Origin of the sequence: Pseudomonas sp. ANT_H4, from assembly GCF_008369295.1 — a bacterium.
GTDB lineage: Bacteria > Pseudomonadota > Gammaproteobacteria > Pseudomonadales > Pseudomonadaceae > Aquipseudomonas.
Genome location: NZ_VOBG01000033.1, coordinates 18736 through 40286, shown reverse-complemented (window position 1 = coordinate 40286; position 21551 = coordinate 18736). Strand labels below are relative to the sequence as shown.

At 60.4% G+C, this 21551-nt stretch carries 19 protein-coding genes; 7 read left to right on the top strand and 12 right to left on the bottom strand.

Annotated elements, in window-relative coordinates:
• Nucleotides 1–32: 32 nt before the first annotated feature.
• The 9 genes from FQ182_RS26595 to FQ182_RS26555 all read right to left on the bottom strand — a co-directional run bounded on the left by FQ182_RS26595 (nucleotide 33) and on the right by FQ182_RS26555 (nucleotide 10606).
• Nucleotides 33–851 carry a phosphoglycolate phosphatase gene (locus FQ182_RS26595; RefSeq protein ID WP_149414403.1) on the bottom strand — a complete coding sequence of 273 codons (819 nt, stop codon included), beginning with the start codon at nucleotides 849–851 and terminating at the stop codon, nucleotides 33–35.
• On the bottom strand, nucleotides 848–1522 hold the full coding sequence (gene rpe / locus FQ182_RS26590; RefSeq protein WP_149414402.1) for a ribulose-phosphate 3-epimerase: 675 nt from the start codon (nucleotides 1520–1522) through the stop codon (nucleotides 848–850). The genes FQ182_RS26595 and rpe overlap by 4 nt, the downstream gene beginning before the upstream one ends.
• A gap of 83 nt (nucleotides 1523–1605) precedes the next feature.
• Nucleotides 1606–2754 carry an iron-containing alcohol dehydrogenase gene (locus tag FQ182_RS26585; RefSeq protein WP_149414401.1) on the bottom strand — a complete coding sequence of 383 codons (1149 nt, stop codon included), beginning with the start codon at nucleotides 2752–2754 and terminating at the stop codon, nucleotides 1606–1608.
• A gap of 93 nt (nucleotides 2755–2847) precedes the next feature.
• A complete protein-coding gene (locus FQ182_RS26580) occupies nucleotides 2848–3672 on the bottom strand; it encodes an ABC transporter permease (protein WP_149414400.1) in 825 nt (274 codons plus the stop codon).
• Nucleotides 3673–3684: 12 nt separating this feature from the next.
• Nucleotides 3685–4932, bottom strand: coding sequence for an ABC transporter permease (locus tag FQ182_RS26575; RefSeq protein ID WP_149414399.1), 1248 nt, complete (start codon nucleotides 4930–4932; stop codon nucleotides 3685–3687).
• A 208-nt stretch (nucleotides 4933–5140) separates the two neighbouring features.
• On the bottom strand, nucleotides 5141–6181 hold the full coding sequence (locus FQ182_RS26570; RefSeq protein ID WP_149414398.1) for an ABC transporter substrate-binding protein: 1041 nt from the start codon (nucleotides 6179–6181) through the stop codon (nucleotides 5141–5143).
• A gap of 44 nt (nucleotides 6182–6225) precedes the next feature.
• Entirely contained in the window at nucleotides 6226–7338 is a 1113-nt protein-coding gene (locus FQ182_RS26565; RefSeq protein WP_149414397.1) for an ABC transporter ATP-binding protein, read from the bottom strand.
• Between the two features lie 226 nt (nucleotides 7339–7564).
• Nucleotides 7565–8194, bottom strand: coding sequence for a response regulator transcription factor (locus FQ182_RS26560; protein ID WP_133102265.1), 630 nt, complete (start codon nucleotides 8192–8194; stop codon nucleotides 7565–7567).
• 21 nt (nucleotides 8195–8215) lie between these two features.
• The gene (locus tag FQ182_RS26555; protein ID WP_149414396.1) at nucleotides 8216–10606 is read right to left on the bottom strand and encodes a PAS domain S-box protein; all 2391 of its coding nucleotides are present in this window, start codon (nucleotides 10604–10606) and stop codon (nucleotides 8216–8218) included.
• A gap of 77 nt (nucleotides 10607–10683) precedes the next feature.
• Here FQ182_RS26555 and FQ182_RS26550 point away from each other — a divergent pair, with 77 nt between their 5' ends.
• Nucleotides 10684–11661 carry an alpha/beta hydrolase family protein gene (locus FQ182_RS26550; RefSeq protein WP_149414395.1) on the top strand — a complete coding sequence of 326 codons (978 nt, stop codon included), beginning with the start codon at nucleotides 10684–10686 and terminating at the stop codon, nucleotides 11659–11661.
• Nucleotides 11662–11671: 10 nt separating this feature from the next.
• Here FQ182_RS26550 and FQ182_RS26545 read toward each other — a convergent pair whose 3' ends face one another.
• Genes FQ182_RS26545 through FQ182_RS26535 form a run of 3 tightly spaced genes read right to left on the bottom strand, consistent with a single transcriptional unit; the run spans nucleotide 11672 to nucleotide 14137 of the window.
• Nucleotides 11672–12439, bottom strand: a complete 768-nt coding sequence (locus FQ182_RS26545) for a TerB family tellurite resistance protein (protein WP_149414394.1) — start codon at nucleotides 12437–12439, stop codon at nucleotides 11672–11674.
• A gap of 1 nt (nucleotide 12440) precedes the next feature.
• Complete coding sequence (murU, locus tag FQ182_RS26540) at nucleotides 12441–13115, bottom strand: N-acetylmuramate alpha-1-phosphate uridylyltransferase MurU (protein WP_149414393.1); 675 nt, start codon at nucleotides 13113–13115, stop codon at nucleotides 12441–12443.
• On the bottom strand, nucleotides 13112–14137 hold the full coding sequence (locus FQ182_RS26535; protein WP_149414392.1) for an aminoglycoside phosphotransferase family protein: 1026 nt from the start codon (nucleotides 14135–14137) through the stop codon (nucleotides 13112–13114). The genes murU and FQ182_RS26535 overlap by 4 nt, the downstream gene beginning before the upstream one ends.
• 130 nt (nucleotides 14138–14267) lie before the next feature.
• On the opposite strand from FQ182_RS26535, the gene FQ182_RS26530 reads away from it, so the two are divergent.
• The 6 genes from FQ182_RS26530 (at nucleotide 14268) to FQ182_RS26505 (ending at nucleotide 21524) form a co-directional block, all read left to right on the top strand.
• Nucleotides 14268–17042, top strand: a complete 2775-nt coding sequence (locus FQ182_RS26530; RefSeq protein ID WP_149414391.1) for an LPS-assembly protein LptD — start codon at nucleotides 14268–14270, stop codon at nucleotides 17040–17042.
• Nucleotides 17023–18357, top strand: coding sequence for a peptidylprolyl isomerase (locus FQ182_RS26525; protein ID WP_371923918.1), 1335 nt, complete (start codon nucleotides 17023–17025; stop codon nucleotides 18355–18357). Before FQ182_RS26530 ends, FQ182_RS26525 begins: the two co-directional genes overlap by 20 nt.
• Nucleotides 18354–19343 carry a 4-hydroxythreonine-4-phosphate dehydrogenase PdxA gene (gene pdxA / locus FQ182_RS26520; protein ID WP_149414389.1) on the top strand — a complete coding sequence of 330 codons (990 nt, stop codon included), beginning with the start codon at nucleotides 18354–18356 and terminating at the stop codon, nucleotides 19341–19343. The genes FQ182_RS26525 and pdxA overlap by 4 nt, the downstream gene beginning before the upstream one ends.
• Entirely contained in the window at nucleotides 19340–20152 is an 813-nt protein-coding gene (gene rsmA / locus FQ182_RS26515; RefSeq protein WP_149414388.1) for a 16S rRNA (adenine(1518)-N(6)/adenine(1519)-N(6))-dimethyltransferase RsmA, read from the top strand. Before pdxA ends, rsmA begins: the two co-directional genes overlap by 4 nt.
• A gap of 122 nt (nucleotides 20153–20274) precedes the next feature.
• Complete coding sequence (gene apaG, locus FQ182_RS26510; RefSeq protein ID WP_149414387.1) at nucleotides 20275–20655, top strand: Co2+/Mg2+ efflux protein ApaG; 381 nt, start codon at nucleotides 20275–20277, stop codon at nucleotides 20653–20655.
• Nucleotides 20655–21524: a symmetrical bis(5'-nucleosyl)-tetraphosphatase gene (locus tag FQ182_RS26505; protein WP_149414386.1), complete on the top strand. Its 870-nt coding sequence runs from the start codon at nucleotides 20655–20657 to the stop codon at nucleotides 21522–21524. The genes apaG and FQ182_RS26505 overlap by 1 nt, the downstream gene beginning before the upstream one ends.
• Nucleotides 21525–21551 lie beyond the last annotated feature (27 nt).

The window sequence follows — 21551 nt, the reverse complement described above, 5'->3', positions numbered from 1 at the left end:
GTGCAAACGTGCCGCAGCGCGGCCAGGATCAGTCAGGCGCGCCAACGCCAGCGGGCCAGAGCCTTGATGACTTTCATCCAGAGTTTGCGAGTGACCACCACGATGGGATTTCCAGAAGGGGATGGAACAGCGTCGGCCAACGTTATCTCAGCGCCAGCTCCCAAGCAACCGGGGATTAGCAGTCGCAGGTCGTCAATCACCAGCGTTGGTGACTCTTCGGCGATCGGCCGGCCGTGGTTATAGCCGTAACTCAAGGCCACGCACTGGACCCCTGCCGCTTTCGCCGCTAACACATCGCTGCGCGAGTCGCCGACAAACAACGACTGGGAGGCCGGGATATTGGCCATTTTCATCACGAAGAACAGCGCCGCCGGGTCGGGTTTCTTCTGCGGCAGGGTATCGCCACCGATGATCCAGCGAAAATAGCGGCCGATCTTCATCTGGTCCAACAACGGCGCGACAAAGCGCTCCGGCTTGTTGGTAATCAACGCCATTTCCACGCCCTGTTTGTGCAGCCACTTGAGGGTGTCACGCACGCCGGGATAGACCACGGTCAGTTCATAGCCGTCTTCATAGGCGGCGTTGAACAGTTGCAGGGCATGCTCGGCCTCGACGTCATCCACACCTTGCGCGTCGATATGGTTGGCCAGGGCCCGGCGTACCAATATCTGCACGCCGTTGCCGACCCACTCACGCACCGAGTCGATACCGGCCGGCGCGCGTCCGAGCTTGAGCAGCATGTTATCCACGGCAGCCGCCAGGTCCGGGACCGAGTCGACCAACGTCCCGTCCAGATCGAACATCACCAGCCGCGGCAGTGTGCCGGGGAACAACTGCTCAAAGCCGCTCATGGACGCGCCAGCGCCAGTTCTGCGCGCATTTTGGCGATCACTTCCTGATAGTCCGGCGCGTTGAAAATCGCCGAGCCGGCGACAAAGGTATCGGCACCGGCAGCAGCGATTTCGCGGATATTGTTGACGTTGACGCCACCGTCGATTTCCAGGCGGATATCACGACCTGAGGCATCGATCAGCCCGCGGGCTTCGCGCAGCTTGTCGAGGGTGCCGGGAATGAACTTCTGCCCACCGAAGCCTGGGTTGACGCTCATCAGCAGGATCATGTCGACCTTGTCCATCACGTACTTGAGCACGTCCAGCGGCGTCGCCGGGTTGAACACCAGGCCGGCCTTGCAGCCGCCTTCGCGGATCAGTTGCAGGGAGCGGTCGACGTGCAGCGTGGCTTCCGGGTGGAAGGTGATGTAGGTCGCGCCAGCGTCGATGAAGTCACCGATGATGCGGTCCACCGGGCTGACCATCAAGTGCGCATCAATAGGCGCGGTTACGCCGTACTTGCGCAGGGCGGCGCAGACCATCGGACCAATGGTCAGGTTCGGCACATAGTGGTTATCCATGACATCGAAGTGAACGAAGTCGGCACCGGCGGCCAGCACGTTGTCCACTTCCTCGCCCAGGCGGGCGAAGTCGGCGGAGAGAATCGATGGAGCAATAACGAAGGGCTGCATGACGCACCTTTTTGAGCTAAATCACGATGGCGCGCATTGTATACCGCATGCTTTGTTGCGCGCACCGTGACCTGACTCAATGGCTAGTACGCAGCGCGGTAGATTTTCTCTATATCCGCGGCGCTGAGCTTGCGCGGATTGTTGCGCATCAGTCGCTCGATGCCCGCAGCCTCCACAGCCATGGCCGGGATAGCCTCTTCGGGAACACCGAAACTGCGCAAACCTGACGGGATCTCCACGGCGGCGCACAGCCGTGTCATGGCGTCGACGGCCTGGTCGGCGGCATCGTTGACACTCAACCCCGTGACATTCACCCCCATGGCCTGGGCGATATCCCGCATGCGTTCGACGCAGGCCAGCTTGTTCCAGTGCATGACATAGGGCAGCAACAAGGCATTGCTGACCCCATGGGAGATATTGAAGCGCCCGCCCAACGGATACGCCAGGGCATGCACCGCGCCCACGCCGGCATTACCGAAGGCCATGCCGGCCATCAGGCTGGCGGTGGCCATGTCATCACGGGCCTGGAGATTGGCCGGGTTGGCGTAGGCCTTGGGCAAGGCATTGACGATCAATTTGATCGCGCCAATGGCCAGGGCGTCGGTGATCTGCGAGGCATTCAGCGACAGGTAGGACTCGATGGCATGCACCAGCGCATCGACGCCACTGGCTGCGGTGACGCTGCGCGGGCAGGTCAAGGTCATCTGCGGGCTGATCAGCGCTACGTCCGGCAACAGGAAATCGCTGACGATACCTTTTTTCAATTGGGCGACCTTGTCCGACAGAATCGCCACATTGGTCACCTCCGAACCGGTGCCGGCGGTGGTGGGAATCGCGATCAGCGGCGGGCCCTTGCGGGGCACCTGGTCGACGCCGAACAGGTCCTCCAGGGCGCCGTGATAGCCGGCATAGGCGGCGACGCTCTTGGCGATGTCGATGGCACTGCCGCCCCCCACGCCAATCAAGCCGTCATGCCCGCCTTCGCGGTAGACCTGCATGCAGTCTTCGACGATGGCAATTTCCGGGTCGGGCATCACACGGTCGAAAATTTCGTACGGACGATCACCCAACTGCGCCAACGCCAACTGCACGGTGCCGGACTTGACCAGCGCCGCGTCGGTGACGATCAGCGGGTTGTCGACATCCAGCCTTGTCAGCTCGGCGGCCAGTTGCTCGATGGCACCTGGTCCAGTGAGCAATTTGTGGGCGATCTTGAATGAGGAAGTACTCATGTGCGTGGCCTCTTAGAGGTTGGGGGCTGGCACAAGGATAGCTCGGGATTGAGGGTTGTCTGCCATTCAGGGGTTGAATGGCAGACTTAGCCTTCAGACTTGTGCGGTACGCAGCTTTTCACTGCGCCCACGCAACCACTCTAGGGTCAGCAACAGCACAACCGAGAACGCAATCAGCAAGGTCGCCGCAGCGGCGATGGTCGGGCTGAGGTTTTCACGGATACCACTGAACATCTGCCGGGGCAAAGTCGCCTGCTCGGGACCTGCGAGGAACAGTGTCACCACCACTTCATCGAACGAAGTGGCGAAGGCAAACAGCGCGCCGGAGATCACCCCAGGAGCAATCAGCGGCAAGGTCACCCGCCGAAATGCCGTCACCGGCGAAGCCCCCAGGCTGGCTGCCGCACGCACCAGATTATGGTTGAAGCCTTGCAAGGTCGCCGAGACGGTAATGATCACAAACGGCACGCCCAACACCGCATGCACCACGATCAACGAAAAGAAGCTGTTGCCCAGGCCCAACGGCGCAAAGAACAGGTAGCTGGCCACACCGATAATTACCACCGGCACCACCATCGGTGAAATCACCAACGCCATCACCAGCGCCTTGCCGGGGAAATGGCCACGGGTCAGGCCAATCGCCGCCAGGGTACCGAAGACCATGGCCAACACGGTCGCCGCCGGGGCGACGATGATGCTGTTCTTTAACGCTCGCATCCATTCCGCCGAGGCGAAAAAGTCCTCGTACCAGTGCAGCGAGAACCCTTGCAGCGGGTACACCAGGAAACTCCCGGAGTTGAACGACAGCGGAATGATCACCAGCACCGGCAAAATCAGGAACAACAGGATCAGGCCGCAGAGAATCCGCAAGCTGTAGAACCAGACCCGCTCAACGGGTGACATGTAAGGGCTCAGCATCTCAAGGTCTCCTCAGCTCAGGCGCAGGCGGCTGGCGCCCACCAGCCAGTTGTAGATCAGATACAGCACCACGGTGGCCAGCAGCAGCAATCCACCCAAGGCCGTGGCCATGCCCCAGTTAATGCTGGTGTTGGTGTAGAAGGCCACAAAGTAGCTGACCATCTGGTCGTTCGGGCTACCCAGCAACGCCGGGGTGATGTAGTAACCAATTGCCAGAATGAACACCAACAGGCAGCCCGCACCGACGCCCGCGTAGGTCTGCGGAAAGTACACCCGCCAGAAGCTGGCAAATGGATGACAGCCCAGGGAAATCGCCGCACGCATATAGGTCGGCGAAATTCCCTTCATCACGCTGTATATCGGCAAGATCATGAACGGCAGCAGGATATGCACCATGGAGATGTAGACCCCCAGCCGGTTGAATACCAACTCCAGGGGCTTGTCGATGATGCCCATACTCATCAGCGCGCCATTGATCAGCCCACCCGATTGCAACAGCACAATCCACGCCGCCACTCGCACCAGCACCGAGGTCCAGAACGGCAGCAGCACCAGGATCATCAGCAGGTTGCTTTGCCGAGCCGGCAAGTTGGCCAACAGGTAGGCCAGGGGATAGGCCAACAATAGGCAAAACACGGTAATCACCAGGCCCATCCAGAAGGTCCGGGCGAAGATGTCGAGGTAAATCGCCTGGTCCGGTGTGGCCGGGGCGACTTCGCCGAGGTCGTCAATACGGTGATCGACGGCCGCCAGCAGGTAGTAAGGCGTCAAGCTGCTAGTATTGCGGCGGATCGCCTGCCAGTACGCCGGGTCGCCCCAACGCTCGTCGAGGTTTTCCAGCGCTTCTTTATAAGAGACAGGCACTTGAGTAAACGGCAGCGCCCGCGCGGTTTTGGTCAGCAGACTGCGGTAGCCGGCCAATTCCATGTTCAGGCGTTTGGACAAATCGCCCAGGGTCTGGTTTTTCCGGGCTTCGCCCAGGTCCTCGCTGAGGGCCTGATACACAGGCTCGCCGGGCAAGCCACGCCCGTCCCACGCGGTCACCGCGACCACGGTGCGCGGCAGGCCGCCCACTACTTCCGGGTTGCCAACGCTTTTGTAGAGCAGCGCGACGATCGGCACCAGGAACACCAGCAACAAAAACAGCACCAGCGGCGCAATCAAGGCTTGGGCCTTCCAGCGGTTAAGCCGCTCGGCACGCGCCAGGCGCTGCTTCAAGGTGGGGGTGGAGACCTCGTTCGAGGGAACGGCGATGGCCATGGCAAACTCCGAAATTCTGATAATGACAACAGTCTCGCGTAAGGCTGCAACCCCTGTGGCGAGGGGGCTTGCCCCCGTTGGGCTGCGTAGCAGCCCCAAAACCAGCCGCCGCGCTATGTCTGATAAAACGCGGTGACTCTACTGGGGTTACTTCGCAACCCAACGGGGGCAAGCCCCCTCGCCACAAAAGCTCAGTGGCAAAGCCGGGTTACTTGGCCGCCCAGGAATTGAAGCGCTGCTCCAGTTGCTCACCGTTATCCGCCCAGAAGCTGACGTCGATCTGCACCTGGTTGGCGATGTTTTCCGGGGTGGTCGGCATATCCTTGAGCACATCTTTAGCCAGCAGCGGTACCGCCAGAGTGTTGGCCGGACCGTAAGCGATGTTTTCCGAATAAGTTTTCTGCTGCTGTGGCGCGACCGAGAAGGCGATGAATTTCTTCGCTGCTTCAGCACGATCCTTGGCCAGGCCTTTTGGAATCGCCCAAGCGTCGAAGTCGTAAATGCCGCCGTTCCACACCACTTTCAGATTGCTTTCTTTCTGCACTGCGGCGATCCGGCCGTTGTAGGCCGAGCTCATGACCACATCGCCCGAGGCCAGGTACTGCGGCGGTTGTGCGCCGGCTTCCCACCACTGGATCGACGGCTTGAGTTCGTCGAGTTTCTTGAAAGCCCGGTCCTGACCGTCTTTGCCGGCCAGCACTTTATAAACGTCTTTAGGCGCTACGCCGTCCGCCATCAAAGCGAACTCCAGGGTGTACTTGGCACCCTTGCGCAAGCCACGCTTGCCGGGGAATTTCTTGGTGTCCCAGAAATCCACCCAACCGGTAGGGGCGGTCTTCAGTTTGTCGGCGTTGTACGCCATAACCGTCGACCACACGAAGAAACCTACGCCACACGGCTGAATCGCACCCTTGACGAAATCTTCAGCCTTGCCAAACAGCGCCGGGTCCAACGGTTCGAACATGTCTTCGTCACAGCCACGGGACAGCTCCGGCGACTCGACTTCCACCAGGTCCCAGGACACGCTCTTAGTGTCGACCATAGCTTTGACCTTGGCCATTTCACCGTTGTATTCACCGGCGATGATCTTGCCGTTGCCCGCGCTTTCCCACGGGGCGTAGAAGGCCTTGACCTGCGCCGCCTTGTTCGCGCCGCCGAAGGACACGACCGTCAGGTCCGGGCCTGCCATGGCCTGTGTCGCGCCCAACAAACCAAGGGTCAGAGCGCTGAATTTAAGGGATCTCAACATTGTTGTTCTCTCCACGTGCAGGGTTGGGTGAAGCAAGGGGGCGATCAATTCGCCTCTAGAAGTGGGTCGAGTGCGCGAACGTGCTCGACTTGCCAGCCAATCGGTACCACGTCGCCGACCGTCAACGCCGTGTCCAGCTCGGCGATCGGTTGTTTCACAAAAAAATCGCTCTTGCCGCAGACTTCCAGGCGCACCCGCACGTGGTCGCCCAAGTAGATGAACTCCGCCACACGCCCGGAAAAGCGGTTGACACAGCTTTCGCTGGAGCCATTGAGGTTTACCCGCTCCGGGCGCACCGACAGGGTCACCGGGCCGCCGATCTGGCCGACATTCACCGCCAGCGCCTCGACCTTCTCGCCCCGCGCCAGCTCGACTACGCATCGGTCGCCGCTGTGGCTGTGCAAGCGGCCATTAAGACGGTTGTTCTCGCCAATGAAGTTGGCAACGAAGGTGTTTTTCGGCTCTTCATACAAGGTGCGCGGAGCTGCGATCTGCTGGATCTCACCTTGGTGGAACACCGCCACACGGTCGGACATGGTCAGCGCTTCGCCCTGATCGTGGGTCACGTAGACCACGGTCACGCCGAGGCGCTGGTGCAGGTGTTTGATCTCCATCTGCATGTGTTCGCGCAGTTGCTTGTCGAGGGCACCGAGGGGCTCGTCCATCAACACCAACTGCGGTTCAAATACCAGCGCCCGGGCCAGGGCCACCCGCTGCTGCTGGCCGCCGGAGAGTTGCGCCGGGTAGCGCTGGGCGAAGGCATCGAGCTGGACCATGCTCAACACGCGCTTTACCCGCTCACTGATATCGGTCTTGCTCAAGCCCCGGACCGACAGCGGAAACGCCAGGTTTTCGCAGACCGTCATGTGGGGGAACAAGGCGTAGTTCTGGAACACCATGCCGATGTCACGCTTGTGGGGCGGCACGTTGTTGATAGAGCGCCCGGCCAGCTGGATTTCGCCCGCGGTCGGCGTTTCGAAACCGGCGAGCATCATCAGGCTGGTGGTCTTGCCCGAACCGGACGGCCCGAGCAGGGTGAGGAATTCGCCCTTGCGAATCTCCAGGTTGAGGTCTTTGACGATCAGGTTCTCGCCGTCGTAGCTCTTCTGTACGCCACGAAAGCTGACCAGCACATCATTTGAATCCACCTCGCTCATACCCACACCTTTTCGTTTTGGACTGCCGTGAAGCAAGCGTAGTCCAGGCGCAAGCCCCCGAAAATCGGGGTGCAGGAGAGATTGGCATCAGCATCTTGGAAGGTTCAGGGTAGGGATTGCCCTACACGGATGGCGGGCACTGGACAGTGCAGGCATGAGCATCAAGCTGCAAGCGGTAAGAATGGGCTTGGCGACGTTTTTCGGGGTGTCGCAAATAGATATGACTCTATAGAAGCTTGTGCTCCATGGCGTACTTCACCAGTTCCGCCAGGGAGGTGATGTTGAGTTTCTGCATCAACCGCGCCTTGTGGGTACTGATAGTCTTGCTGCTCAAGGCCAGTTGCTGGGCGATGTCGTTGACGTTGGCGCCCTGGGCCAGGCGCTCGAACACCGAGAACTCCCGCTCCGACAGCAGCGAATGCAAGGGCCGGGCGTCGGTGAGGCCAACTTCGAAGACCATGCGGTCCGCCAGGTCCGGGTCGATGTAACGCCCGCCGGCCGCCACTTTGCGGATCGCCGTCAGCAGCAGCGCCGGGTCACTGTCCTTGGTGGCATAACCGGCGGCACCCACCTTCAGCGCACGGGCGGCCATTTGCGCTTCGTCGTGCATAGACAGCACCAGGATAGCGGGAGGATTGTTCAGGGCGCGTATCCGCGGGATGGCTTCCAGGCCGTTGACGCCGGGCATCGAGATGTCCAACAGCACCACCTCGCACGGAACGTGGCGCAAGGTTTCCAGCAGTTGTTCACCATTGCTCGCCTCGCCTACTACCAGCAGGTCCTTGGCCAGGCCGATCAATTGCTTGATGCCTTCACGAACAATGGCGTGGTCTTCGGCTACCAGTACGCGGATCACAGGGGTTTCCTCTTCTTGGAGTTATGCATCCAGCGGCACCGTAACACTCAGGGTCGTGCCCTCCCCCAACTCACTGTCGAGGGTCAACTGCCCGCCCATGATCAGTACCCGCTCACGCATGCCGACCAGGCCAAATGACACCGGACGCCCTGGCGCAGGCACAAAACCTGCGCCGTCATCGCTGATGGTCAGCCGCAGATTGGCACCTTCCACCGCCAGGGTCAGTTCAACAGTATGCGCCTGGGCATGGCGCATCACATTAGTCAGCGCCTCCTGCAGTATCCGGAACAGGCCAATGGCCTTGGCGTCGCTGAGCGCCGGCAGGTTGTCCGGCACTTGCACCAGGCAAGGAATCTGCGTGCGGGATTCGAAACGCCGGGCCTGCCACTCAATAGCCGAGGCAATCCCGGCGTCGAGAATCGGCGGGCGCAACGCGGTGGCAACATCCCGTACCAGTTGAAAGAGCTGGGAAATCAGGCGCTTCATGCTGTTCAAGCGCTCATGCAAGCCTGGGTCAAGCTGCGCATAGGCCAGTTCGCACATCGAAGTTTCCAGCTTGAGTACCGTAAGCATTTGCCCCAGTTCGTCATGCACTTCGCGGGCGATGCGCGCCTTTTCTTCCTCACGCACGGTTTCCAGGTGAGCTGACAATTCACGCAATTGTGCGCGGGAGGCGTCCAGCTCCAACTCGATGCGCTTGCTCTCGCTGATATCCCAGACAATCCCGTCCCACACCACAACACCCTCCTCCAGGCGCCGGGTGACGGCCTTGATTTCGGCCCAACGCTGCTCGCCCTGGCGGGTGAGGATGCGGCCTTGCCACGACCAATTGCTTTCGGTGTCGATGGCCTGGTCCTGAGTGCGGTGGTAACTGGCGCGGTCGTCCGGGTGCACCAGGCTGCGAATGCCAACATCGCGATGACGGAGCACCGCCGGGGCATAGCCCACCAGGCTTTCACTTCCTTCACTGATATAGGCAAAGTCGATAGCGGCGCTCAACGGCAGCCGCTCCAGCCGAAACACCAATCCCGGCACATTGGCGGCAATCCCTTGCAAGCGCGCTTCACTTTCCTGCAACGCGGCCAGGGCTCGGCGACGCTCAGTGACATCATTGAGGTAAACCACCAGGTATTCGCCACCGGCAAAACGCAGGAAGCTCAAGGAGACATCAGTGGGCAACACACTGCCGTCGGCCCGCAGGCAATCGGTGGCAAAACTTTGCGGCCCGTCTTCGCTGGCACGGGCGCGCTTCCACAGGTTCAGCCAGCGGTCCATGGTCAACTTGGGTTCGAACTCGATCAGCGGCCGCTCGATCAGCGCACCGGGGGCGTAGCCGAGCATGGTTTCTGCCGCCACGTTGGCGTAGCGCACATGGCTGTCCCAGTTGACCCAGAGGATGCCGACGGTGCTCTGGTCGATGGAAAACTGCGTCAGGCGCAACGCTTCGGCACCGGCGGCGCGAGCGGCGCTTTCTTCCCGAGTCGCCAGCAGGTCCTGCTCCAAACCGCGCTGCTGACGACGCTGCCACAATGCCACCGCCATGCAGGCCAGCAACAGGATGCCCAGCAGCAGGCTCAGGTTCTGCCAGAAACCGGGGGATTCGGTCAGGCGCGGGTATTTGGGCTGCAGCCAGCGAGCATGCAACTGGTCCAGGTCCCGAGCCGGAATCGCCCGCAAGGCGCTTTCCATGATCTCGGCAAGCTCGGGCCAATCACGTCGAGTTGCCACCCGCAGCAGTTGCGGCAGGCCGATATCACCTACCACCGCGAGCCCGGAAAACTCAGGCTCCACAGACAAGCGACTGAGCTGCGCTTCATCGATCACAGCGTAGCGGGCTTGCTGGCTCAGCAGCAATTGCAGGGCCTGGCGCTCCAGGGGCACGCCTTGCAGGTTTAGGCTGGGGTAATTGCTGCGCAGGTAATCGGCGACAGTGCTGGGCATGCGCACCGCCACCCGGGATTGCTCATCGAGCTTTTCCAGATCCACGGTGCCGCCGCCCTCGCGGATGCCGACGACGCGCTGGGGAACCCGCATATAGGGGTCGGAAAACTGCCACAGACGCAGACCGGCCGGGGTTTGCAACAGGCCGGGGGCAAGATCGACCTCGCCGTCGCGTACCGCCGCGTCCAACTGTTCCTGATTGGGGAAGTTGCGCCAGGTCAGCTCTATATTCAGCGCCTTGGCTAACCACTGCATCAGCTCGACATTGGCCCCGGATAAACGCTGCAAGCGCCGGTCGTATTGCGCATAGGGCGCCTGCAGGACCAGCCCGACCCGCAGCTCCGGGTGCTGGGCCAGCCATTCACGCTGCTCGACACTGAGTACCGCCTGCGGCACGACAGGCACCGGCACAGCGCCCGCCATCAAGGGAAAGCACAGACAGCCGATAACCAGCAGACAGCGAAAAATCATGATTCACATCTCACATCACTGACAAATACTGACCAACCCATTAGGCTGCCGGAATCACTTCTGGCCTGGAATCAACGATGCCCCTTCCCCACCGTTCGGCACTGCCAGCATTGTGCCTGTCGCTGCTGTTTACCAGCGCCTTTTGTGTCCAGGCCGCTGATACCCAACCACCGGCTGCAGAAAAACCGGCCGAGCGCCAGCCATTGCCCGAGCGTAGCCAGGAAGAAACCGCGGCGCTTGAGAGGACAGTCCCGTCCCAGGAACAGCAACAATTGCAGGCCGGCAGCGATACGTTCCTCGCCCTGTGGAAACCTGCCAACAGCGCCGAGCCTGAGGGCGTGGTAATTATTGTCCCTGGCGCTGGGGAAAGTGCTGACTGGCCTCAAGCAATCGGCCCTTTGCGGCAAAAATTGCCGGACGCCGCCTGGGGCAGTCTCAGTTTGTCACTGCCAGACCTGAGCCTGGCCACTACTCCACCGCGTGTAATCGAAGCCCCCAAGGCTGCCGTGGACACCAGCAGCAAAGATGCCAGCACCGTAGCACCCAAGCCGATCGAACAGGCTGCCAGCGCCGAAGCCGAGGGCACCGACCCGGCCGTCGTCCCAGGCGTAGATGAGCAGGACAAGACCGACGCCACGCGAATCTTTGCCCGCATCGATGCCGCCGTTGCCTTCGCCCAGACGCAAAATGCCCGCAGCGTGGTGCTGCTGGGGCACGGCACGGGCGCATGGTGGGCGGCTCGCTATCTGAGTGAAAAACAACCGCCTCAGGTCCAGAAATTCATCATGGTGGCGGCGCAGACGCCGCTCGCAGGCGCTCCGGACCTGCAACAACTGGCACCAACGCTGAAACTGGCCACCGCCGACTTTTTCTATCAGGACAACGCCCAGGCACGCAAAAATGCCCTGGAACGAGCCCAGGCGAGCAAGCGCTTGAAGAATGACAACTACAAACAGGTGTCATTGAAGGCCCTTCCCGGCAACAACCAGGCCGGGCAGGAACAGTTGTATCGCCGGATTCGTGGCTGGTTAAGCCCGCAGAACACTGGGAGTTGATCGCCAGCGGCTACCTGAAATCCCGCCGCTCACGAATCAACGCATAGGCGTTATGCAGTTCGCGAGTCCTTTCGGTCGCCTCACGCACCTGCGCCGGGCTGGCACCACTCCCGGCAATCTTGTCCGGGTGATGACGACTGAGCAGCCGCCGGTAAGCCCGCTTAATCACCGACGGCTCAGTGGTCGCCGTCACCCCGAGAATCCGCAACGCTTCCTGATAAGTGCTGCCACGGTTGGCCAACGGTTTGCGCTCAGGTTCGTAATCAGCCGCCAGTGCCTGAGTCTGCTGCGGCGTCCAGCCCAGCCACTTGCCCCATAACCCGATCAGCTCGCGCTCGGCAGTGCTGGCCTTGCCATCCGCCCAGACCATCCGCCAACAGGCGCGCAACACGCCTTCCGCCGCATGGGGCTGGGCCTTGAGCAGGCGCAGATAACTGCGCACTCGGTCAGAGCCGGACTTGCCTCGGTTGAACGCAGCAATGGCCCGGCGCTGGGCCGGCTCGGTCATATTCAGCGAACGCATCTCCTGACGGGCCTGCTGGATATGCCCGTCCACCACCCGGCCATTGCTCTTGGCCAGGCGGCCGAGCAGTACAAACAGCAATTCATCGTTGCGCAGCGCCGGACGCCCACCCAGTCGCTCGCGCAATTGCGCCCAACTGTGCAGTTGCAAACGTCGGTCCATCGCCTGACCCAACAGCGCGCCCAACATGGCCCCCGGAATGCTGGCGATGGCAAAGCCCGCCCCGGCTCCAATCAGAGTCCCTGGCCACAGCATCTTACTGCCCCGCTGTCAGCAGGTTTTCGACTTGCGCAAGGCGCTCCAACGTCCCGACATCGATCCAGCGTCCTTCCATGTGTTCCCCCGTCACCAAACCTTGAGCCATCGCCGCGCGCAACAACGGCGCCAGCTTGAAGGCGCCAGCGCTGCAACCCGCGAAAAGCTCGGGGTGCAGCACTGAAATGCCACTGAAGGTCAGGTTATCGGCACCGGGCACGGCATCATGAAGCGAACCGTCCTTGAGATAGAAGTCACCACCACTGGGGTGATGCGCCGGGTTATCGACCATCACCAAGTGGGCCAGCCCCTTGAGCGGCTGATTCAGGCCGGCGAAGTCGTAGTCAGTCCAGATATCACCATTGACCACCAGGAACGCCTCGTCACCCAGAAGCGGTAATGCCTGGAAAATCCCGCCACCCGTTTCCAGCGGCTCGCCTTCGGCGGAGTACTGGATTCGCACGCCATACTGCGAACCGTCGCCCAGATAGCCCTCGACCTGCTGACCGAGCCAGGCGTGGTTGATGACGATGTCGGTGAAGCCGGCTTTCGCCAGCGCCTCAAGGTGGTACTCGATCAGGCGCTTGCCTCCCGCCTGGATCAGCGGCTTGGGGGTATGCAAAGTTAGCGGACGCATCCGCTCACCTTTGCCGGCAGCCAGGATCATGGCCTTCATACAACGGCCTCGGCGGGTTGGCGCAGGCTCGCCAGCAGTTCGCCCAGGTCGTTCAACTCCGCACGATCCGCAAGCACCGCGTCTATATAGGCAAAGAAGCGCGGCACATCGGCCAGGTAGCGCGGCTTGCCGTCACGATGGCAGATACGCGCGAAGATACCGATCACCTTGAGGTGACGCTGCACACCCATCAGGTCGCTGGCCCGCAGGAAATCTTCAAAGTCTTCCTGTACAGGGATGCCCAATTGGCCAGCGCGCTGCCAATAGCCACGCTGCCATTCCTGCACACGAGCCTGGGGCCAACTGAGGAACGCGTCCTTGAACAAGCAGGTGATGTCATAGGTCACCGGGCCGTAGACCGCATCCTGGAAATCCAGCACACCGGGGTTCGGCTCGCTGATCATCAGGTTGCGCGGCATGTAGTCGCGATGCACCAGCACCTTGGGCTGAGCCAGGGCACTGTCGATCAGCAATGTGCTGACCCGCTGCCACAGGTCCAGTTGATGAGCATCGAACTCAATGCCCAGGTGCCGGTGCACATACCACTCGGGGAACAGTTCCAACTCTCGGCGCAACAGCGCAACGTCATAGCTGGGCAAACCGGCGTCCATTGGCAACTGCTGGAAAGCCAGCAACGCGTCGATGGCATCAGCGAACAATTGATCGGCATTTTCGCCGTCCATGACGTCCAGATACGTTTTTCTACCCAGGTCATTGAGCAAAAGAAAGCCGCGAGGCAGATCTTCTGCATAAATTTGTGGGACGTTTATCCCCGATTTCGCCAGCATTTGAGCGATATCGACGAAAGGTTTGCAGTTTTCCTGGGGGGGAGGGGCGTCCATGACGACAAAACTGCGGCCCTCGCCTTCCCAACGGAAATAGCGCCTGAAACTCGCGTCGCTGCTGGCCGCAGTCAACGTGGCCGGGGGTACGACACCCCAGCCTTGAGCGGTAAAAAGTGAAGGTAGCTGCTCATCAAGCCAGACTTTCAGGTGTTGCAAACGTAGATCTTGCTCGGGCATTACAAGGGTCTCCGACGGCGCTAGCCGTCAAGCGGGTCATGCTTTATTATCACGCATCTTTTTCAGACCATCGAGAGGCGTGCGGCCCACACCGCGGGCAGATGGCACGCAGGAAGCCCGGACTAATAAGATGGCATTGAAATCCCCCGCGTTTCGTAGAAAATTTCCGTTGCTGGTAACCGGCAGTCTGCTGGCCATGCAACCCTTCGCCACCTCATTCGTGGTCGCCGCGGAACAGTATGACTGCTCAGTCTCTGCTTCGGGTGCCTGGGATTGCGCGCCGAAAACCAGCGCCGCCCCATTACCACCGCGTCCGGTGCATGACGGCAGTGCCGTCAGCTCGGCCAACGGCACGCCGCAAGGCGAGACTGCTGGCGCCGAGGCCGTGCCGCAGACCAAGCTGGTCACCGAAGCCAAAGGCCGTGGCCTGCGTTCGCGCAGCGCCGACTACAGCCACCTGGATTGGGTCCCTCGCGAGAAGCTAACCGCCGCTCAGCTGGCTGAAACCGGTCCTTATTGCGCCGGTTCCTATGTCGAGCCGCTTCGTCCTGGCATGAACGACAAGACGGACAAGAGCGACGCGCCGACCTTCATCGGAGCCAAGGTCTCTCGTTATGAGCAGGAACAACAAGTCGCGACCTTGGCCGGTGACGTTGTCATGCGCCAAGGCAGCATGCAGGTCGAAGCCGAAGAGGCCAGCCTGTACCAGGCCGAGAACCGTGGAGAGCTGAACGGCAACGTCCGTTTGCGCGACAACGGCGCCCTGATCGTCGGCGACCATGCCCAGGTCCAACTGGACACCGGTGCCGCGCAAGTCGACAACGCCGAATACGTGATGCACAAATCACGCATCCGCGGTAGCGCGCTGTACGCCAAGCGTGCCGAGAACGCGATCATCCGTCTCAAGGACGGTACGTACACTACCTGCGAGCCAGACAGCAACGCCTGGCAGCTCAAGGGCAACAACATCACGTTGAACCCGGCCACCGGTTTCGGTACGGCGACAAACGCGACGTTGCGGATCAAGAACATTCCGATCCTGTACACGCCGTACATCTACTTCCCGATCGACAACCGTCGTCAATCCGGCTTCCTGCCGCCGAGTTTCAGCACCGGCAGTGAAACGGGCTTTACCCTGAATACGCCGTATTACTTCAACCTGGCACCGAACTACGATGCCACGTTGTACCCGCAATACATGACCAAGCGCGGCATGTTGATGGAAGGCGAGTTCCGCTACCTGACCAAGTCCAGCGAAGGGCAGTTCGGCGGCGCGTATCTCAACGACGACAACGATGAGCGCAGCAAGCAATCCGATTACGAGAAAACCCGCTGGATGCTTAACTGGCAGCACAAGGGTGGCCTGGATTCGCGCGTAATGACTGAAGTCGACTACACCGACATCAGCGATCCGTACTACTTCCAGGATCTGAAGACTGATCAGATTGGCGTTGAGTCCCAGGACTTTATCAACCAGCAGGGTGCCGTCAACTATCGTGGCGACAACTACACTGCTCGGTTAAATCTCCAGGCTTACAAGCTGGCGACGATTTCCAACATCACTCCGTATAACCGTTTGCCACAGATCACCTTCAATGGTGCGCTGCCGTACCATCCGGGCGGGTTGAATTTTGCCTATGAAACCGAAGCTGTACGCTTTGATCGGGATCTTGAGACGGGGTCGTTTACTGATGAGAACGGCCTCGTATCGCCTCGTCTAGATACCTACGTGACAGGGTTGACCCGCGCCAACGGCACCCGTTTGAGCGGCGCGCCGAGCGTCGAGTACCCGATGAACTGGACCTACGGGTTCATTACACCAAAGCTCAAATACCGCTATACCAAATACGATCTTGACCTCGACGGAACAGGCAAGTCGCAAATGGTCACAGCAGGCCAGAAGTTCAAAAGCTCCCAGGACCTTTCAGTCCCGATCGCCAGCGTAGACAGTGGTCTCTACTTCGACCGCAGCACACAGTGGTTCGGCAAGAACTACAACCAAACCTTGGAACCTCGCCTTTTCTATCTCTACGTTCCTGAGAAAGACCAGGCTGATATCCCCGTATTCGACACCGGCGAAACCACGTTCAATTACGCCTCTTTGTTCCGTGACAATCGCTTCGTCGGCGGCGACCGCATCGGTGACGAAAACAAGCTATCGCTTGGCGTCACCAACCGCTGGATCGAAGAAAACGGCTTTGAGCGTCAACGTATTTCCGTCGGCCAAGCCTTGTACTTCAAGGACCGTGAAGTCCAACTGCCAGGCATCCTGGCCGCCGACCGCGCGGATGCACAGTCGAATGTTTCGCCTATCGCCCTTGACTACGAGTTCCGCTTCAACCGCGACTGGCGCGCCACCGCCGACTACAACTGGGACACCGAAAGCCATAGCGCACGCTCCGGCAGCGCGATGTTCCACTACCAGCCGGAAGACAACCCGAACAAGGTCGTCAACGTTGGTTATCGCTATCGCAATGACCAGGTTGTCTATAACCAGTTGACCGGTAAATGGCAGTTTGGTGGCGACTACGGCCAGGAAGGTCAACCGAACTTCGTGAAGGATTACTACAAAATCCAGCAACACGACTTCTCGATGATGTGGCCGATCATTCCCCAGTGGAACCTGATCACCCGCTGGCAGTATGACTATGCACGCAACCGTACCCTGGAAGCCTTCGGTGGTTTCGAGTACGACAACTGCTGCTGGAAACTGCGCGTGATCAACCGTTATTGGGTTTCCAACGACGAATACAGCCAGATCGCCCCGCTCAACGAAAAAGGCGACCACGGCCTCTTCCTCCAAATTGTCCTGAAGGGACTCGGCGGCCTCACTGGCGCCAAGGTAGAGAGCTTCCTCGACAAAGGCATCCAAGGTTATCGTGAACGTGAAGATAAAGCTTTCTGATTGTCTGCGCCCGCTGATGCTGGGCGCGCTGTTCCTGGGTACTGCAGCGGCACACGCTGCAGTTCAACCGCTGGACAAGGTAGTGGCCATCGTCGATAACGACGTGATCATGCAGAGCCAACTGGACCAACGGGTCAAGGAAGTTCAGCAAACCATCGCCAAGCGTGGCGGTGGCGTGCCGCCTACCAGCGTCCTGGACCAGCAGGTGCTGGAACGCCTGATCGTCGAAAACCTGCAATTGCAGATCGGCGACCGTTCCGGCATTCGTATCACCGACGAAGAGTTGAACCAGGCCGTCGGCACCATCGCTCAACGCAACAACATGAGCATTGATCAGTTCCGCGCCGCACTGGCTCACGACGGTCTGTCGTATGAAGACGCCCGTGACCAGATTCGCCGCGAAATGATCATCAGCCGTGTGCGTCAGCGCCGTGTGGCCGAGCGGGTTCAGGTTTCCGAACAGGAAGTGAAGAACTTCCTGGCCTCGGACCTGGGCAAGATGCAGCTCTCTGAAGAACTGCACCTGGCTAATATCCTGATCCCGACGCCAGACAGTGCCAACGCTGAACAGCTCAACGCAGCGGCGGCAAAAACCCAGGCTGTCTATGACCGGCTCAAGCAAGGCGCTGACTTTGCTCAGATGGCTATTGCCCAGTCCGGCAGCGACAACGCCCTCGAAGGCGGTGACATGGGCTGGCGTAAAGCTGCTCAACTGCCACCTCCGTTCGATCGCGAGCTGAGCACCATGGAGATCGGCGGCATCACCCAGCCCGCTCGGACTCCTGGCGGCTTCATCATCCTCAAGTTGCTGGAAAAGCGCGGCGGCGAGACTCAGGTACGGGACGAAGTACATGTTCGTCACATCCTGATCAAACCAAGCGAAATTCGCAGCGAAGCAGAGACCAAGGCCCTGGCCCAGAAGCTCTACGAGCGCATTACCAGCGGCGAAGACTTTTCCACCCTGGCCAAAAGCTACTCGGAAGACCCAGGCTCTGCCCTCAACGGCGGCGACCTGAACTGGATCGACCCGAAGGCACTAGTGCCCGAGTTCCAGGCAGTGATGGCCGATACTCCGCAAGGCGTACTGTCCAAGCCATTCAAGACCCAATATGGCTGGCACGTCCTGGAAGTCCTTGGCCGTCGCGCCACTGACAGCACCGCCCAGGCCCGCGAGCAACAAGCCTTGACCGTACTGCGAAACCGCAAATACGACGAAGAACTGCAAACCTGGTTGCGTCAGATCCGTGACGAAGCCTACGTGGAAAACAAGCTTCCTGGCGCCGATCAAACAGGCACCGACCAGGCAGCACAGTGAAACCCCAGCGTTTCGCGTTGACACCCGGCGAGCCGGCCGGCATTGGTCCTGACCTTTGCCTGCTGCTCGCCTCGCAGCCCCAGCCATACCCTCTGATTGCCATTACCAGCCGCGACCTGCTCCTTGAGCGGGCCGCGCAACTGGGGGTGGCTGTCGACTTGCTATCGGTGGCACCCGGCAACTGGCCAGATCTTCCGGCGCCCGCCAACAGCCTATATGTGTGGGACACCCCGCTGCAGGCCAAGGTTGTTGCCGGGCAACTGGACAAAGCCAATGCGTCATTCGTCCTGGAGACTCTGACCCGCGCTGGACAAGGGTGCGTGGATGGAGACTTCGCCGGGATGATCACCGCTCCGGTACACAAGGGCGTGATCAACGATTCCGGCATCGCCTTTTCCGGCCATACCGAATTCCTCGCCGAACTGACCCATACCGCACAAGTAGTGATGATGCTGGCGACCCGTGGCCTGCGAGTAGCTTTGGTGACCACTCACCTGCCCCTGCGGGCGGTTGCCGACGCCATCACCCCTGAACGCCTGGAACGTGTGACGCGCATCCTGCACGCTGACCTACAACAAAAATTCGGCATCGCCCAACCGCGGATCCTGGTATGTGGCCTCAACCCCCATGCCGGTGAAGGCGGCCACCTGGGCCATGAAGAAATCGACATCATCGAACCGACATTAGAGCGCCTGCGCAAAGAGGGCATGGACCTACGTGGCCCACTGCCTGCCGACACTCTGTTCACCCCCAAATATCTGGAGCACTGCGACGCAGTGCTGGCGATGTACCATGACCAGGGGCTGCCCGTGCTGAAATACAAAGGCTTCGGCGCCGCAGTCAACGTGACACTGGGCCTGCCGATCATCCGTACTTCCGTCGACCATGGCACCGCCCTGGACCTGGCCGGCAGCGGCAAGATCGATACCGGCAGCCTGCATGTGGCCCTGGAAACCGCCTATCAGATGGCCGAGACCCGTATATGACTGAGCATTACCAACACCGTGCGCGCAAGCGCTTCGGGCAAAACTTCTTGCACGACGCTGGCGTGATCGACCGCATCCTGCGTTCCATCCACGCCAAGCCCGAAGACCGTCTGCTGGAAATCGGCCCGGGCCAGGGTGCGCTGACCAAAGGCCTGCTCAACAGTGGCGGCCAACTGGACGTGGTTGAACTGGACAAGGACCTGATCCCGATCCTCAACCAGCTGTTCGCCAGCCAACCCAACTTCCACCTGCACCAGGGCGATGCACTGAAGTTCGACTTCACCAGCCTGAATGCGGCGCCCAACAGCCTGCGGGTTGTGGGCAACCTGCCGTACAACATCTCCACACCGCTGATTTTTCACCTGCTGAACAACGCAGGCCTGATCCGCGACATGCACTTCATGCTGCAAAAGGAAGTAGTCGAGCGTCTGGCAGCAGGCCCTGGCGGTGGTGATTGGGGTCGCCTGTCGATCATGGTTCAGTACCATTGCCGGGTTGAGCATCTATTTAACGTCGGTCCGGGCGCATTCAATCCGCCACCGAAGGTCGACTCGGCCATCGTGCGCCTAGTGCCTCACGCTGTGCTGCCGCACCCGGCCAAGGATCACAAGCTGCTGGAACGCGTTGTGCGCGAAGCCTTCAACCAGCGCCGCAAGACCCTGCGCAACACCCTCAAGGCCTTGCTCAGCAACGACGAAATCGAAGCCGCCGGCGTCGACGGCAGCCTGCGCCCAGAGCAACTGGACCTGGCAGCGTTCGTGCGTCTGGCTGACCAACTTGCCATTCAGCCTGCGCCAGCCGCCGACTGAACCTGAGCCTCACCCGCACCACCTGTGCACAGCCAGACACCATGTCTGGCCTAGTGCCTGTCACTTGGCCTAGACTGACCGGCATCCGTTGTCCCCCCGATTTTGCTTTTAAGGCCTCTTGCATGTCCGATCCTCGTTATCAGATCGACGTCAGCGTCGTCACCCGCTTCCTGGCGGAACAATCGCAACCCGACCAAAACCGCTTCGCGTTTGCCTACACCGTAACGGTGAAGAACAACGGTGAGCTCTCGGCCAAGTTGCTGTCACGTCACTGGGTCATCACCGACGGTGACGGTCAGGTCGAGGAAGTGCGTGGCGCCGGCGTCGTGGGCCAACAACCGCTTATCGCCCCGGGCAAGAGCCATACCTACAGCAGCGGCACGGTGATGACATCCCGCGTTGGCAATATGCAAGGCAGCTATCAGATGCTCTGCGACGACGGCAAGCACTTCGACGCCATCATCGCCCCCTTCCGCCTGGCGGTGCCCGGAGCCCTACACTGATGGCAACCTATGCCGTCGGCGACCTGCAAGGCTGTCTGGAACCGCTCAAGGGCCTGCTTGAACGCGTGGCCTTCAAGCCGACACAGGATCGCCTGTGGCTGGTGGGCGACCTGGTCAACCGTGGCCCGCAATCCCTTGAGACCCTGCGCTTCCTTTATGGCATACGCGATTCGCTGGTGTGCGTACTGGGCAACCATGACCTGCACCTGCTGGCCGCCGGCAATAACATCGAGCGCCTGAAAAAGGGCGACACCCTACGGGAAATTCTTGAAGCGCCAGATTGCGTCGAATTGCTCGACTGGCTGCGCCAGCAAAAGCTCATGCATTACGACGAAGACCGCAACATGGCGCTGGTCCATGCCGGTATTCCTCCTCAATGGACGCTGAAAAAAGCCCTCAAGTGCGCCGCTGAAGTCGAAGAAGCCCTGGGTGATGACAACCTGTTCACGCCCTACCTGGATGGCATGTACGGTAATGAACCGGTGAAGTGGGACAACGATCTCACCGGAGTCGCACGCCTGCGGGTCATCACCAACTACTTCACGCGCATGCGTTTCTGCACCGCCGAAGGCAAACTTGACCTCAAGAGCAAGGAAGGCGCCGACACCGCGCTGCCCGGCTATAAACCCTGGTTCGCCCACAAGGAACGCAAGACCCGTGAAACGAAGATCATCTTCGGTCACTGGGCAGCCCTTGAAGGCAAGTGCGACGAGCCTGGCGTATTCGCCCTCGACACCGGCTGCGTCTGGGGCGGCGCCATGACCCTGATGAACATCGACACCGGCGAGCGCCTGAGCTGCCAGTGCGACGCTCAGGGCCACAACCAACCCCCTATTCCCGAACAATTACAGGCCATCGCAAAGCGCTAGACGGCACTTTCATCCAGGCCCAAGGAG

Coding starts and splice junctions, on each gene's coding strand:
- murU (WP_149414393.1), bottom strand. CDS start 13,115: ATGAAGGCCATGATCCTGGCTGCCGGCAAAGGTGAGCGGATGCGTCCG.
- FQ182_RS26570 (WP_149414398.1), bottom strand. CDS start 6,181: ATGTTGAGATCCCTTAAATTCAGCGCTCTGACCCTTGGTTTGTTGGGC.
- FQ182_RS26535 (WP_149414392.1), bottom strand. CDS start 14,137: ATGCCCGAGCAAGATCTACGTTTGCAACACCTGAAAGTCTGGCTTGAT.
- apaG (WP_149414387.1), top strand. CDS start 20,275: ATGTCCGATCCTCGTTATCAGATCGACGTCAGCGTCGTCACCCGCTTC.
- FQ182_RS26530 (WP_149414391.1), top strand. CDS start 14,268: ATGGCATTGAAATCCCCCGCGTTTCGTAGAAAATTTCCGTTGCTGGTA.
- FQ182_RS26585 (WP_149414401.1), bottom strand. CDS start 2,754: ATGAGTACTTCCTCATTCAAGATCGCCCACAAATTGCTCACTGGACCA.
- FQ182_RS26505 (WP_149414386.1), top strand. CDS start 20,655: ATGGCAACCTATGCCGTCGGCGACCTGCAAGGCTGTCTGGAACCGCTC.
- FQ182_RS26565 (WP_149414397.1), bottom strand. CDS start 7,338: ATGAGCGAGGTGGATTCAAATGATGTGCTGGTCAGCTTTCGTGGCGTA.
- FQ182_RS26550 (WP_149414395.1), top strand. CDS start 10,684: ATGCCCCTTCCCCACCGTTCGGCACTGCCAGCATTGTGCCTGTCGCTG.
- FQ182_RS26575 (WP_149414399.1), bottom strand. CDS start 4,932: ATGGCCATCGCCGTTCCCTCGAACGAGGTCTCCACCCCCACCTTGAAG.
- FQ182_RS26545 (WP_149414394.1), bottom strand. CDS start 12,439: ATGCTGTGGCCAGGGACTCTGATTGGAGCCGGGGCGGGCTTTGCCATC.
- FQ182_RS26555 (WP_149414396.1), bottom strand. CDS start 10,606: ATGATTTTTCGCTGTCTGCTGGTTATCGGCTGTCTGTGCTTTCCCTTG.
- rpe (WP_149414402.1), bottom strand. CDS start 1,522: ATGCAGCCCTTCGTTATTGCTCCATCGATTCTCTCCGCCGACTTCGCC.
- FQ182_RS26580 (WP_149414400.1), bottom strand. CDS start 3,672: ATGCTGAGCCCTTACATGTCACCCGTTGAGCGGGTCTGGTTCTACAGC.
- rsmA (WP_149414388.1), top strand. CDS start 19,340: ATGACTGAGCATTACCAACACCGTGCGCGCAAGCGCTTCGGGCAAAAC.
- FQ182_RS26595 (WP_149414403.1), bottom strand. CDS start 851: ATGAGCGGCTTTGAGCAGTTGTTCCCCGGCACACTGCCGCGGCTGGTG.